This window comes from Knoellia altitudinis (genome assembly GCF_042666355.1).
Classification (GTDB): domain Bacteria; phylum Actinomycetota; class Actinomycetes; order Actinomycetales; family Dermatophilaceae; genus Knoellia; species Knoellia altitudinis.
The window spans coordinates 161,042-173,968 of the sequence record NZ_JBHTDK010000002.1 but is presented as its reverse complement, the minus strand read 5'-3'; the positions used below and the strand labels follow the sequence as shown (position 1 = coordinate 173,968).

Below are 12,927 nucleotides of genomic sequence, written 5' to 3'. Positions count from 1 at the left end.
CCACACCCGCCCGGTCACCAGGGTCAGCGGTACTAGCCTGCACCCGTGACCAACCGCATCGAGACCTTCACCAACGAGGGCCTGCGCTTCCCGGTGGTGGACACCGGCCCGCTGGGCGGTCCCCCGGTGCTGCTCCTGCACGGCTGGCCGCAGGACCAGCAGAGCTGGGCGCAGGTGGCGAGCCGCCTCAACGACGCCGGCTACCGCACCTTCGTCCCGAACCTGCGTGGTGCGAGCGACTCGGCCAACCCACCGGACCGAACCTCGTTCGGCACCAGCGCCCTTCGCGGCGACGTCACCGCGATGGTGGGCCAGATCGGTCAGCCGGTGCACCTGGCGGGTCACGACTGGGGTGCCGCCCTGAGCTGGAACGTGGCCAGCCACCACCCGGAGGTGCTCCGCAGCCTCACCGCGGTCTCGGTCCCCCATCCCGCTGCCTTCCTGCGCTCGCTCCTCACGAGCAGGCAGGGTATGAGCTCTTGGTACATGGCCTTCTTCCAGCTCCCGTGGGTCCCCGAGCTGGTGCTCGGCTCGAGCTGGTTCATGACCCGCGCCCTCATGGCCACGGGCCAACGACGGGACCTCGCCGCCCGGGACGCCGAGCGCAACCGCACCCTCAGCCTGCGACGCGGTGGGCTGAACTGGTACCGCGGAGCCGTCACCGAGCTCCCTGACTTCGGGTCACCCACCCCGGTGCCCGTCCTGCAGGTCTGGAGCGACCGCGACACCGCGGTCCGGCGAGACGGGATCGACCGCACCCATGCCCACGCGGCGGGCCCCTACCGTCTGAAGGTCCTCGAGGGTGTGTCCCACTGGATCCCGGAAGAGGCGCCGGACGCGCTCGCCGAGGAGCTCATCGCCCACTTCGCCGAGGCTGACGGTCAGCCCGCCTGAGGGCGCCGGTCCCGCGCGTGACGGTCCTCCGGCTCGGCTCCCGCCGCGCCTCCCCGGGCCTGTCGGACCTCACACCTAACCTCGCTGACATGCAGATGGTTCAGGGCACTCTCGACGACCTGGGCACCCCTCTGTCGGACGTGACGTTCGTCGTCGTCGACCTCGAGACGACCGGCGGCAGCCCCAGCGAGTGCGGCATCACCGAGATCGGCGCGGTCAAGGTGCGCGGCGGGGTGGTGCTCGGCGAGTTCCAGACGTTCGTCAACCCCGGCCAGCCGATCCCCGCCTTCATCTCCGTCCTCACCGGCATCACCGACGCCATGGTGCGTGGCGCGCCGCGCGTCGAGCCCGCCCTCGTCGCCTTCCTCGAGTTCGCCACGGGGTCGGTGCTCGTCGCCCACAACGCCGGCTTCGACATCTCGTTCCTCAAGGCCGCCTGCGCCCGCGCCGAGCGCGACTGGCCCCGCTTCCCCGTCGTCGACACCGTCCACCTCGCCCGCCAGCTCGTGACCCGCGACGAGGCCCCCAACCACCGACTGGGTTCTCTCGCAGTGCTGTTCGGTGCGACGACGACCCCTGACCACCGCGCCCTCCATGACGCACGCGCCACCGTGGACGTCCTTCACGGGCTCATCGCCCGGGTCGGGTCGCTCGGAGTGCACTCACTCGAGGAGCTCAGGGCCTACTCGGCCAAGGTCCCCGCCGCGACGAGGCGCAAGCGCCACCTCGCGGACGGGCTGCCGGAGGCACCCGGTGTCTACCTCTTCAAGGACGGCCAGGGCCGCGTCCTCTACGTCGGCACGTCGGTGTCGATCCGCACGCGCGTGCGCAGCTACTTCACGGCGTCGGAGCAGCGTCGCCGCATGGCCGAGATGGTCCGCATCGCCGAGTCGGTGACGCCCATCGTCTGCGCCACCCCCCTCGAGGCCGAGGTGCGCGAGCTGCGGCTCATCGCCGAGCACAAGCCCCGCTACAACCGCAGGTCGCGTCACCCCGAACGGGCCTGGTGGGTCAAGCTCACCGTCGAGCCCTTCCCCCGCCTGTCGATCGTCCGCGACGTCGCCGACGACGACACGCGCTACGTGGGGCCCTTCGCCTCGCGCGGCTCCGCAGCGGACGCGGTCGCCGCCGTCCACGAGATCCTGCCCCTGCGCCAGTGCCTCGAGCGCCTGTCGGCCACGAAGCCGCGCTCCGCCTGCGCCCTCGCCGACATGGGCAAGTGCGGCGCTCCGTGCACCGGCGCGCAGAGCGTCGAGGACTACTCCGCTGTGGTCGCCGAAGCGGTGGCCCTCCTCGCCGGCGACGCCACCTCGGCCGTCTCGACGTGGCGCGAGCGGATGGACCACCTCGCCGAGCAACAACGCTTCGAGGACGCCGGGATCGTGCGAGACCGGATGCTCAGCCTGGTGCGGGGTGCCTCGCGCGCCCAGCGACTCGATCCCCTGTCCCGGACCGCCGAGCTGCTCGTGGCCCGGCGGAGCGAGACCGGCGGCTGGGAGGTCATGTGCATCCGGCACGGACGCCTTGCGGGCAGCACCCTGTCACCGCGGGGAGCCGACCCCATGCCCTACGTCGAGGCCTTGCGCGCCAGTGCAGAGGTCGTGCCCGCTCCCCTGCCACCCGCCACGTCGGCGACACCCGAGGAGAGCGAGAAGATCCTGCGCTGGCTCGACGCCCCCGGGGTGCGCGTCGTCGACATCGACGGTGCGTGGACGTGTCCCGTCGGCGGCGCGACGGGCGTGCGTCAGGCGCTGGAGCCGGTCGAGGCGTCGAAGCGCGCGACCCCGGGGTTTCGCTCGGCCTAGTCTCAACCCACCAACCAGTCATCCAGCGTCGCCACATCAGCATCACGACCCAAGGAGTCGTTTCGCATGTCCTATCCGCCACCGCTCTACACCGGTCCCAGCGGCGAGAAGTCGGCCTGGGTCCGACCCGGCGCGGACGAGCCGGACGTGGTCTACCCCAACGGAAACCGCGTGCACTACCTCGCCCGGGGCGCTGCCACCGGAGGGCTCTTCGGCCTCTATCGATGGGAGTTCGCCGGGCCTCCGAGCGGTCCCGGGTCGCACTTCCACCGGACCATCTCCGAGTCGTTCTACGTGCTCGAGGGCACGGTCACGATCTTCGACGGCGACAGCTGGGTCAAGGCCCGCTCCGGCGACTTCCTCCACGTGCCGCCCGGCGGGCTCCACGGCTTCCGCAACGAGGACGGCCCGGCGTCGATGCTCCTGCACTTCGCGCCGGGGGCGCCACGCGAGGCCTACTTCGAGGGGCTGGCCCAGGACGGCGGCATCGCCGCGATGAGCGAGGAGGAGCAGGCGGAGTTCATGGCCGCCCACGACAACTTCTGGCAGAAGGACTGACCCGACTACGCTGCGAGACGTGATCACCGCCATCGTCCTCATCACTGCCGACGTCAACCGGATCCCCGAGGTGGCCCAGGAGGTCGCCGAGCTCGACGGCGTGAGCGAGGTGTACTCCGTCGCCGGGGACGCCGACCTCATCGCCATGGTGCGTGTCCGTCAGCACGACGAGCTCGCGCAGGTCATCGCCGACAACCTCAACAAGGTCGAAGGGGTCACCGGCACGGCCACCCACATCGCCTTCCAGACCTACTCGAGGCACGACCTCGAGGCCGCCTTCAGCCTCGGTCTCGAGTAGCGAGCCTTCGGCTCGCCGGTCGGGGTATGCCGGCCGGCTCAGCTGTGGCCAACGGCGCGGCTCGCGCTGACCCAACGGTCCAACACTGCAGCCGCGTCACCGGAGTCGATCGCTCCGGCAGCTCGCTCGACACCCGCCGCGATGGCCGCGTGGATCTGGGGAGCCGACGTGCCAGCAGCACCTGCCGCCACGGCGAGGGCTGTGCCGGCGTTGAAGACGACGGCGTCACGCGCCGGACCTCGGTCACCGGCGAAGACCCGGCGGGCCACCTCGGCGTTCTCGTCAGCCAGGCCCCCCCTGATGCTGTCGATCGTCGAGACCTCGAGCCCCACGTCGGACGGGTGCACCGACACCTCCTCCACCGTGCCGCCACGAACCCACAGCAGGCTCGTCGGCCCCGCGATGGACATCTCGTCGAGCCCCTCGTCACCACGGAAGACCGCCGCCGACGTGCCCCGGTCCGCGAACACTCCCGCGACGATCGGCAGGAAGCGCACGTCCGCGACGCCGACTGCGGCATACGTCGGCTGTGCCGGGTTCGTGAGCGGTCCCAGGAGGTTGAACGCGGTGGGGACGCCGAGCTCGGCGCGAGCCGGACCGGCGTGGCGCATCGACGGATGGAACGTCTGCGCAAAGCAGAAGGTGATGCCCGCGTCGAGCGCGACCCTGCGCACCTGGTCGGGGGTGAGGGCCAGGTTGACGCCGAGGGACTCGAGGACGTCGGCCGAGCCGGACTTCGAGGATGCCGCCCGGTTGCCGTGCTTGACGACGCGCAACCCGGTCGCGGCGATGACGACCGACGACATCGTGGAGATGTTGACGGTGCCGAACCGGTCGCCCCCCGTGCCCACGATGTCGATGCTCTCGCCCGCCACCTCGATGCGGTGGGCGTGCTCGAGCATGACGTCGGCCAGACCGCGCACCTCGGACACCGACTCGACCTTGGAGCGCAGCGCCATGAGGAACCCCGCAACCTGGGCGGGGGTGGCTTCGCCCCCCATGATGCGCGTCATCGCCCAGCGCGCCTCGTCGAGCGAGAGGTCCTCGCGGGCGAGGAGCCGGTTGAGCAGGTCGGGCCACGTCAGGCCCGCAGAGGGGGTCGTGGCCGCCACCTCAGCTGCGGTCCGAGGCGCGTGTGCGCGCGAGCCCGGCAATCGCCTCGGCGACCTTGATGGGGTCCAGAGGGTGGGGCACTGCATCGTCGGCGAGCGACCAGGCGGCGAGCCAACCGTCCTGGGGGCGACCCGTGAGGACGAGGATGGGCGGGCAGCGGAAGATCTCGTTCTTGAGCTCACGGCACAGACCCAGGCCACCGTTCTTGGCGGCCTCACCGTCGAGGACGACGACGTCCCACCCACCGGCGTCGAGCGCCTCGGTGACGGCGAAAGCCGTCGCACACTCGAGCCAACGGGTGACCTCGACGTCGCGGGCAGGACGACGACCCGCCGCCGCGCGCACGGCGTCACGCGTTGTGATGTCGTCGCTGTAGAGCAGGACGGAGACCTGGTGGGCAGGGCCGCTTCCGGTGGTCGCCGGACCCGTCGTCGCGTGGTCAACCGGGTGTGCTGAGGTCATGTCGTCATCTTAGCCACGGGGGGTTCCTGCGCCGGACACCACCAACCCGGGGGTCGGTGCAGCATTCGCGGACGAATGCGGCAATAATGACGCTTGTGGCGATCGCAGAAACAACGACTCGAGTCTCCGGTCCGGTTCCGAGCATCCCGGACTACGGTCCGGCGACCCGACCCAACATGGTCGCCGTCGGCACGATGGTCTGGCTGGCCAGTGAGCTGATGTTCTTCGCGGCCCTGTTCGCCTTCTACTTCTCGCTCCGCGGCAACCTGCCGCAGCAGTGGGACGTCCGGACCGAGCAGCTCAACGTGCCGTTCGCCTTCGCCAACACGGTGATCCTCGTGGTCTCGTCGGTGTGGTGCCAGCTCGGCGTCTGGAAGGCCGAGAGTGGGCAGGTCGCCCGCACCGGCTCCTTCCGGCAGTTCAAGCAGTGGGGCATGCGCGAGTGGTACGTCCTGACCTACATCTTCGGCTCGATCTTCATCGCCGGTCAGGTCTACGAGTACGCCCACCTCGTCCACGAGGGCATCACCCTGAGCACCGACTCCTACTCGTCGATCTTCTACCTCGCGACGGGCTTCCACGGCATGCACGTCACCGGTGGCCTCATCGCCTTCCTGCTCATCATCGGACGCACGTTCACGACGCGCCGCTACACCCACCTCCAGGAGACCGGCGCGGTCGTCACCTCCTACTACTGGCACTTCGTCGACGTCGTGTGGATCGCGCTGTTCGCGATGATCTACCTGCTGAAGTGACGTGACCACGCTCCCGACTAGCCTGAACAGCTCCACCGCACAAGACATCCCCGAGACCCCCGACAGGACCGCACCGTGAACGCACTGGCAGCCCGCCGCCGTCACCCGGCGGCGATCGCCATCCTGCTCATGCTCGGCCTGCTCGTGACCGGCTTCGCCTATGCGGCCGTCGCGCCGCAGCCGGCGCAGGCCGAGGCGAGCACCGCCGAGGACGTCGCCGCGGGCAAGAACCTCTTCGTCGCCAACTGCGCCTCGTGCCACGGCGTCAACGCCGAGGGCCGCGCCACCGGTAACGACGACAGGATCGCCGGACCCGCCCTCGCCGGCGTCGGAGCAGCAGCCGTCGACTTCCAGATGGGCACCGGCCGCATGCCGATGCGCCAGCCGAGCGTCCAGGCCGAGCCGTCCGACGTCCAGTTCAGCCAGGAGGAGATCGACCAGGTCGCCGCCTACATCGCGTCCCTGGCTGCCGGCCCGGCCGTCCCCTCCGAGGAGGACGTGGACCCGGCTGCGGGAGACCCCGCCAAGGGTGGTGAGCTCTTCCGCGTCAATTGCGCCATGTGCCACAACTTCGCCGGCGCCGGCGGCGCCCTCACCCGCGGCAAGTACGCCCCGTCACTCGAGGGCGTCGAGGGCAAGCACATCTACGAGGCCATGGTGACCGGCCCGCAACAGATGCCCGTCTTCAACGACGCCAACATCGCCCCCGAGGACAAGCGAGACATCATCGCCTTCCTCAAGTCGGTCGAGGACGCGCCCCAGCAGGGCGGTCACGCCCTGGGCTCCCTCGGACCCGTCACCGAAGGCTGGTTCGCCTGGTTCTTCGGACTCGGCCTTCTGGTCGCCGCATCGGTCTGGCTCGGCCAGAAGTCGGCCTGACCGTGCGCGCCGCCGCTCCCCACTCTCCGTCGACAGGATCGAACGACCGATGAACGAGCAGGACAGCCACTCCACCCGAGGCGAGGTCATCCCCACGGGTGAGTTCGGTTCGGGTGCCGTTCGCCTCGACGAGGGCCACGTCGTGGGTGACGGCGGCATCCCCGAGCGCTTCGAGAACCCCGGCTTCGCGCCCCACGTCCAGCGTGGCACCGACCTCGACGAGGGCGCCGCCAAGCGCGCCGAGCGCGTCGTCGGGGGGCTCTTCCTGATCTCGATCCTCGGCACGCTCGGCTTCATCATCGCCTACTTCGCGATCGACGAGCAGGCGACGATGTTCGTCCCCGGCATCGGTCGCACCAACGCCCTCCACCTGGTCCTCGGCGTGACCATGGCTGCGTCCCTCCTCGGCATCGGCTTCGGTGCGGTCCAGTGGGCCAAGGCCCTCATGCCCGACGACGAGGAGGTCGAGGAGCGTCACCCGATGCGCTCGGCCGACGAGCACCGCGACGGCTTCGTCAAGATCCTCGGTGACGGCGCCGAGACCTCGCACCTCACCCGTCGGCCCTTCATCAAGTACGCCATGGGCGGGGCCCTGGGCCTGTTCGCCGTGCCGGTCGTCCTCCCCCTCATCGGCGGTCTCGGACCCATGCCCGGCGATGACCTCTCGGTGAGCTTCTGGAACGGCGAGCAGGAGGACGGCACCTACCTCAACGCGCCGATGCGCCTGGTGCGCGACCCCCAGAACACGCCGATCAAGGCCAGCGACGTCACCATCGGCTCGGTCTTCCACGTGCTGCCCGAGGGTCTGCTCGACCTCGAGCACCACGTCCTCGAGGAGAAGGCCAAGGCGGCCGTGCTCGTCATGCGCCTCGACCCCGACGACATCGTGTCGCAGAAGGAGAAGGACTGGGGCCACCAGGGCATCGTCGCCTACTCCAAGATCTGCACCCACGTGGGTTGCCCCGTGGGCCTGTACGAGCAGCAGACCCACCACCTGCTCTGCCCGTGTCACCAGTCCACGTTCGACGTGACGCAGGACTGCAAGGTGATCTTCGGGCCGGCCAAGCGAGCCCTTCCGCAATTGCCGATCACCGTCGATGATGAGGGGTATCTCATCTCCAAGGGCCCGTTCAAAGAGGCTGTCGGACCGAGTTTCTGGGAGCGTGGTTCCGCATGAGTACCGAGACCTTCCCCACCGGGCGACCGGCGGACCGTCTGCGCGAAGGCGACACCAAGGTGCCGCCCGGGTCCAGCGCGGCGGCGCGCAAGGCCGGCGGCATGGCCGGGTGGATCGACGACCGCACGAGTGCCGCCAAGGGCGTCAACTACCTCCTGCGCAAGGTCTTCCCCGACCACTGGTCGTTCATGCTCGGCGAGATCGCGATGTACTCGCTGATCATCTGCCTCATCTCGGGAGCCCTGCTCACCCTCTGGTTCGTCCCCAGCGCCGGCCAGATCGTCTACGACGGTTCGTACGTCCCGCTGCGGGGCCAGACCGTGTCCGAGGCCTACGCCTCGACGCTCGACATCTCCTTCGACATCCCCGGTGGCCTGCTCGTCCGGCAGATCCACCACTGGGCGGCGCTGATGTTCGTCGTCGGCCTCACCGTCCACATGTTCCGCGTGTTCTTCACGGGGGCCTTCCGCAAGCCGCGTGAGCTCAACTGGGTCATCGGCGCCGTCCTTGCCCTCCTTGCGGCGATCGAGGGCTTTGCCGGCTACTCCCTCCCCGACGACCTCCTCTCCGGGACCGGTCTGCGGGCCATGGAGGGCTTCGTCCAGACCGCACCGGTCATCGGCTCCTACCTCGCCTACGGCATCTTCGGCGGACCGTTCCCGGGTGAGGCGATCATCCCGCGCCTCTACAGCGCCCACGTGCTGCTTCTCCCGGCGATCATCGTCGGCCTGTTCACCGCGCACATCATCCTCGTGGCGGTCAACAAGCACACCCAGTTCCCCGGGCCGGGCCGCACCAACGACAACGTCGTCGGCTACCGCGTCATGCCGGTGTATGCCGCCAAGGCCGGCGGGTTCTTCTTCATCGTCTTCGGGATCATCGCCCTCATCTCGGCCCTGTTCACGATCAACCCGATCTGGGCCTACGGCCCCTACGACCCGTCGCCGGTCACCGCCGGTTCGCAGCCCGACTGGTACATGGGTGCCTACGACGGCGCGTTGCGCCTCCTGCCCGGTTGGCTGGAGTTCGAGATCTTCGGGAACACCCTCTCGCTCAACATCGCGCTGGGAGCGCTCGTCCTGCTGCCGCTGGTCTACATCGTCATCGGTGTCTACCCCTTCGTCGAGCGCTGGGTCACCGGAGACACCGGTGAGCACCACCTGCTCGACCGCCCGCGCAACAACCCGACCCGCACCGGAATCGGCATGGCCGGGATCGTCGCCTACTCGGTGTTCCTCTTCGCCTCCGGCAACGACATCATGGCCATCAAGCTCGGCATGTCGATCAACGACCTGACCCGGTTCTTCCAGATCGGCCTGTTCCTCTTCCCGCCGCTGGCCTTCATCGTCACCAAGCGCATCTGCCTCAGCCTCCAGCGGCACGACCGTGAGCTCGCCCTCCACTCGCGGGAGTCCGGGCGCATCATCCGCGGCGCGGACGGCTCGTTCCACGAGCGGCACGACGCCCTCACCGACCGGGAGCGGTGGATCCTCGTGCAGCACGAGCCGGTCAAGCCCCTGGAGCTCAGCCCCGACGTCGACGAGAACGGCGTCGCGCGGCCGGTTGCTCTCAAGGAGCGGCTCCGCGCCAAGCTGTCGCACTTCTACTTCAAGGACGCCGTCAACCCGGTCACCCCGGCCGAGCTCGCAGCGGCCCACCACGACGGCCATCAGGCCGAAGAGATCGAGGCACCCTTCGACTACGAGGGCATCGAGGGCACCCAGGACCATGGTCCGGGCGACGGTGGCCACGGCGCCGACACCGATGCCGACTCCTCCATCGGGAGCGCCAGCCGCGTCCGCGAATGAGCGTGCGCGGCGGGCCTGACGGACCGCCGACTCCTGCTTCACCGACAGCGACCTCGAGGACCTCTCCTCGAGGTCGCTGTCGTCTGCGACGCGCTCTCGCACCCTCTCCATGGGTGTGCGCGGATGGCCTCCATCGCCGGGTCGCGAAAGAATGGTCGCGAGGATGTCGAGAACCGGCGCACGGCTCCGTCTCAGGGGTGTCGGCGGCCACTCGGGTCGCGACCGAACAAGGAGAGACCACGATGGCGAAGTACCTGCTTCTCAAGCACTACCGCGGCGGACCGGAGCGACAGCTCCACGAGGACGTGCCCATGGACCAGTGGACGCCGCAGGAGGTCAGCGACCACATCGCGTTCATGGGTCACGTCGCGGACACGCTGCGGGAGCAGGGAGAGTACGTCGACGAACGGGCGCTCTCCCCCGAGGGCACGTTCGTGCGCTTCGGCGGCGAGGGCAAGCCACCGGTGACCGATGGCCCGTTCGCCGAGACCAAGGACCTCATCGCCGGATGGATGGCCATCGACGTCGACTCGCAGGAGCGGGCCCAGGAGGTCGCAGCCTTCCTCTCGTCTGCGCCCGGTCCGGGGGGCACGCCGCTTCACGAGTGGATCGAGGTCCGGCCGTTCCTCGAGGCACCGCCCGAGATCGACGGCTGAACCCGGAGAGGCCCATGCACGACCTGGACGGACTCTTCAAGGACCTCGGCCCCTGGGTCCTCGGCGTCCTCGTCCGGCGAGGTGCTGACTTCGCCTCCGGCGAGGACGCCGTCCAGGAGGCGCTCCTCGAGGCCTCCCGCAGCTGGGTCGCACACCGGCCCGACGACCCGTTCGCCTGGCTCGTGACGACGGCATGGCGCAAGCACCTCGACGCGATGAGATCACAGAGCGCACGGCGGCGGCGCGAGGTCGCCGACCACCAGGAGCCCGTGGCGGGGCCTGTCACCGGCGCGGACGAGACCCTTCTCCTGCTCTTCCTGGCCTGTCATCCGGCGCTCACGCCAGCCTCGGCCGTGGCACTGACCCTGCGGGCCGTCGGTGGCCTCACGACGCGTCAGGTGGCCACGGCATACCTCGTGCCCGAGAGCACCATGGCCCAGCGCATCTCGCGGGCCAAGCGCACCCTGGCGCAGGAGCGCCTCACCGAGCCCGGGGACCTCGGGGTCGTGCTCCGGGTGCTCTACCTCATCTACAACGAGGGCCACACCGGCGAGGTCGACCTGGCCCAGGAGGCCATCCGCCTGACCCGCCAGCTGGCTGCCTCGACGAGCGAGCCCGAGGTCGGCGGGCTGCTCGCCCTCATGCTGCTCCACCATGCCCGGCGACCTGCTCGGTGGGCGAGCGACGGGGCACTCGTGAGCCTGACCGACCAGGACCGCGCCCGCTGGGACACCACGCTCATCGCCGAGGGCGTCGAGATCATCCAGTCGGCCCTCGCGCAGGACCGCCTGGGCCAGTACCAGGCACAGGCGGCGATCGCCGCCCTCCATGCCGACGCACCCACCGCCGACCAGACGGACTGGACCCAGATCCTCGAGTGGTACGACGAGCTCCTCCGGCTGCATCCCACACCCGTGGTGGAGCTGAACCGTGCCGTCGCCGTCGGTGAGGCTGACGGACCCCTCGCCGGGCTGGCCGCGGTCGCCCGCGTCGCCGAGACCGTGCCCAGGCACGCCGCCGTGCGGGCGCACCTCCACGAACGCGCCGGCGACCTCGTCCGGGCCCAGGCCCTGTACGCCGTGGCCGCCCGGGCCGCAGGCAGCGTGGCCGAGCGCGACCATCTCACTCGGCAGGCGGCTCGGCTGCACGCCCGTCCGCCGCAGGCGTGACAGGGTTGGGCCGTGGAGCCCATCGATGCAGCAGCCTTCGAGTCGATCGTCGAGGAGTCGCTCGACGAGGTGCCCGAGGAGCTCATGTCGATGCTCGACAACGTCGTCTTCCTCGTCGAGGCCGAGCCTCCGTCGGATGACCCCGACCTGCTCGGCGTCTATGACGGCATCCCGCTGACCGAGCGGGACTCCGGGTGGGGCCTGGGCAACCTCCCCGACCGCATCACCCTCTTCCAGGGGCCGCTCACGCGCATGTGTGACGACCTCGAGGACCTGCGTGAGGAGATCGCCGTGACCGTCGTCCACGAGATCGCTCACCACTTCGGCATCGACGACGCCGCGCTGCACGAGCTCGGGTGGGGCTAGCTCGCAGTGGAGCCGTGGGAGCCGTGGGAGTCGCGGTGGTGGCGCCGCAGTGCGTCACCACCAAAGTCGTCCCGCAGGTGACGCAGGACGGAGTGGGCGTGGTTGGCGCCGTCCTGGGTGTTGTCGTACTCGAGAAGGAACACGGGCGTGGTGAGGCAGTAGTAGTGCCCTTGACCGACCGCGGTGCCACCCGCCCAGGCGAAGGCCATGTCGTCGGCGGCGACGTCCATCGCCTCGGCCCAGCACGCCTCGGCGTAGGCCGTGGGCAGGCGATCGAGGTAGCACCCGGCCAGTGCGTCGAACGTCCGCCGCTGGTCGGTGTCGAGCTCCGCGCGCCGGATGCCGGTCGGCAGGACGCTCGGGTCGACGACCGGGTCCATCGCGCTGAGGATGTCGGCGGGGGCGGTCTCGGAGCTGAGGGCGACCTCGCGCTGGGCTGGTCGCAGCTGGGCCACGAGCTCGCGTGCGAGGTCCTCCTCGCGGCCGAGGAGCCGCGTCCCGGCAGCCTCTCCGTCGGTAAGGCGTGCCGGTTCGGACCCGATGAAGTGCGGAGTGGCCGTGAAGTCGTCGCCCCTCACGCTCACGTGGACCCCGACGTGATGGCCGTTGAGCCGCCACGCCCAGGCCGTGTCCGAGCCCGGTGTCCCATGGACCCGAAGCCAGTAGCGGTCACCGCTCGGGGCCTGCCCGGTGATGGACCTGCGGCGTTCGCGCTCCACCGCGATGGCACCGGCCACGAGGTCGGCGCCTCTCTGCGAGTGCGAGGCCGCGATCAGTGCGCTGACGTGACCCAGCAGCTCGGGATCGGCGTGCTCGAGCGAGAGGCCCGGGCGATCGCCGGGCAGATAGCTCCACCGGGACCACGAGGGGTCATGCAGGGGCGCCGTCACGTCGACCCGGTCGGCTCCCGACACAGCGTCGAGCAGGTCCGACGCCACCCGCGTGAGCGTCGTGGTCAGGTCTCGGCCCGTCATGTCCGAACTCGTC

The 12,927-nt window shown here is 70.0% G+C and carries 14 protein-coding genes; 11 read left to right on the top strand and 3 right to left on the bottom strand.

What is annotated here, in order from left to right; translation table 11 throughout:
* Nucleotides 1-45: 45 nt before the first annotated feature.
* The 4 genes from ACFQW8_RS15555 to ACFQW8_RS15540 all read left to right on the top strand — a co-directional run bounded on the left by ACFQW8_RS15555 (nucleotide 46) and on the right by ACFQW8_RS15540 (nucleotide 3,555).
* The gene (locus tag ACFQW8_RS15555) at nucleotides 46-894 is read left to right on the top strand and encodes an alpha/beta fold hydrolase (RefSeq protein WP_380088957.1); all 849 of its coding nucleotides are present in this window, start codon (nucleotides 46-48) and stop codon (nucleotides 892-894) included.
* Between the two features lie 89 nt (nucleotides 895-983).
* Nucleotides 984-2,699: a DEDD exonuclease domain-containing protein gene (locus ACFQW8_RS15550; RefSeq protein WP_380088956.1), complete on the top strand. Its 1,716-nt coding sequence runs from the start codon at nucleotides 984-986 to the stop codon at nucleotides 2,697-2,699.
* A 66-nt stretch (nucleotides 2,700-2,765) separates the two neighbouring features.
* Entirely contained in the window at nucleotides 2,766-3,257 is a 492-nt protein-coding gene (locus ACFQW8_RS15545) for a cupin domain-containing protein (protein ID WP_380088955.1), read from the top strand.
* Between the two features lie 19 nt (nucleotides 3,258-3,276).
* A complete protein-coding gene (locus ACFQW8_RS15540) occupies nucleotides 3,277-3,555 on the top strand; it encodes an Lrp/AsnC family transcriptional regulator (RefSeq protein WP_380088954.1) in 279 nt (92 codons plus the stop codon).
* 38 nt (nucleotides 3,556-3,593) lie between these two features.
* Here the strand turns inward: ACFQW8_RS15540 and trpD are convergent, their stop codons facing one another.
* A complete protein-coding gene (gene trpD / locus ACFQW8_RS15535; RefSeq protein WP_380088953.1) occupies nucleotides 3,594-4,667 on the bottom strand; it encodes an anthranilate phosphoribosyltransferase in 1,074 nt (357 codons plus the stop codon).
* A 1-nt stretch (nucleotide 4,668) separates the two neighbouring features.
* The gene (locus tag ACFQW8_RS15530) at nucleotides 4,669-5,130 is read right to left on the bottom strand and encodes a hypothetical protein (RefSeq protein WP_380088951.1); all 462 of its coding nucleotides are present in this window, start codon (nucleotides 5,128-5,130) and stop codon (nucleotides 4,669-4,671) included.
* A gap of 86 nt (nucleotides 5,131-5,216) precedes the next feature.
* Between ACFQW8_RS15530 and ctaE the strand changes: the two genes are divergently transcribed.
* The 7 genes from ctaE to ACFQW8_RS15495 all read left to right on the top strand — a co-directional run bounded on the left by ctaE (nucleotide 5,217) and on the right by ACFQW8_RS15495 (nucleotide 11,940).
* A complete protein-coding gene (ctaE, locus tag ACFQW8_RS15525; protein WP_380088949.1) occupies nucleotides 5,217-5,885 on the top strand; it encodes an aa3-type cytochrome oxidase subunit III in 669 nt (222 codons plus the stop codon).
* A gap of 75 nt (nucleotides 5,886-5,960) precedes the next feature.
* Nucleotides 5,961-6,764 carry a cytochrome bc1 complex diheme cytochrome c subunit gene (qcrC, locus tag ACFQW8_RS15520; protein ID WP_380088947.1) on the top strand — a complete coding sequence of 268 codons (804 nt, stop codon included), beginning with the start codon at nucleotides 5,961-5,963 and terminating at the stop codon, nucleotides 6,762-6,764.
* 49 nt (nucleotides 6,765-6,813) lie between these two features.
* Nucleotides 6,814-7,941, top strand: coding sequence for a cytochrome bc1 complex Rieske iron-sulfur subunit (gene qcrA, locus ACFQW8_RS15515; protein ID WP_380088945.1), 1,128 nt, complete (start codon nucleotides 6,814-6,816; stop codon nucleotides 7,939-7,941).
* On the top strand, nucleotides 7,938-9,749 hold the full coding sequence (gene qcrB / locus ACFQW8_RS15510; RefSeq protein WP_380088944.1) for a cytochrome bc1 complex cytochrome b subunit: 1,812 nt from the start codon (nucleotides 7,938-7,940) through the stop codon (nucleotides 9,747-9,749). Before qcrA ends, qcrB begins: the two co-directional genes overlap by 4 nt.
* A 242-nt stretch (nucleotides 9,750-9,991) precedes the next feature.
* Nucleotides 9,992-10,405: a YciI family protein gene (locus tag ACFQW8_RS15505; RefSeq protein ID WP_380088943.1), complete on the top strand. Its 414-nt coding sequence runs from the start codon at nucleotides 9,992-9,994 to the stop codon at nucleotides 10,403-10,405.
* Between the two features lie 14 nt (nucleotides 10,406-10,419).
* Complete coding sequence (locus ACFQW8_RS15500) at nucleotides 10,420-11,574, top strand: RNA polymerase sigma factor (RefSeq protein WP_380088941.1); 1,155 nt, start codon at nucleotides 10,420-10,422, stop codon at nucleotides 11,572-11,574.
* Nucleotides 11,575-11,586: 12 nt separating this feature from the next.
* Nucleotides 11,587-11,940: a metallopeptidase family protein gene (locus ACFQW8_RS15495; RefSeq protein ID WP_380088939.1), complete on the top strand. Its 354-nt coding sequence runs from the start codon at nucleotides 11,587-11,589 to the stop codon at nucleotides 11,938-11,940.
* On the opposite strand, the gene ACFQW8_RS15490 is transcribed toward ACFQW8_RS15495, so the two are convergent.
* A complete protein-coding gene (locus ACFQW8_RS15490; RefSeq protein ID WP_380088938.1) occupies nucleotides 11,937-12,914 on the bottom strand; it encodes a DUF3500 domain-containing protein in 978 nt (325 codons plus the stop codon). The two genes, ACFQW8_RS15495 and ACFQW8_RS15490, sit on opposite strands and share 4 nt — an antisense overlap.
* Between the last annotated feature and the right edge of the window lie 13 nt (nucleotides 12,915-12,927).

Bases quoted from the DNA above. Each gene is read 5' to 3' on its own strand.
- ACFQW8_RS15490 (WP_380088938.1), bottom strand. From the start codon at position 12,914: ATGACGGGCCGAGACCTGACCACGACGCTCACGCGGGTGGCGTCGGAC.
- ACFQW8_RS15550 (WP_380088956.1), top strand. From the start codon at position 984: ATGCAGATGGTTCAGGGCACTCTCGACGACCTGGGCACCCCTCTGTCG.
- ACFQW8_RS15505 (WP_380088943.1), top strand. From the start codon at position 9,992: ATGGCGAAGTACCTGCTTCTCAAGCACTACCGCGGCGGACCGGAGCGA.
- qcrB (WP_380088944.1), top strand. From the start codon at position 7,938: ATGAGTACCGAGACCTTCCCCACCGGGCGACCGGCGGACCGTCTGCGC.
- ACFQW8_RS15530 (WP_380088951.1), bottom strand. From the start codon at position 5,130: ATGACCTCAGCACACCCGGTTGACCACGCGACGACGGGTCCGGCGACC.
- ACFQW8_RS15500 (WP_380088941.1), top strand. From the start codon at position 10,420: ATGCACGACCTGGACGGACTCTTCAAGGACCTCGGCCCCTGGGTCCTC.
- ctaE (WP_380088949.1), top strand. From the start codon at position 5,217: ATGACGCTTGTGGCGATCGCAGAAACAACGACTCGAGTCTCCGGTCCG.
- qcrA (WP_380088945.1), top strand. From the start codon at position 6,814: ATGAACGAGCAGGACAGCCACTCCACCCGAGGCGAGGTCATCCCCACG.
- ACFQW8_RS15545 (WP_380088955.1), top strand. From the start codon at position 2,766: ATGTCCTATCCGCCACCGCTCTACACCGGTCCCAGCGGCGAGAAGTCG.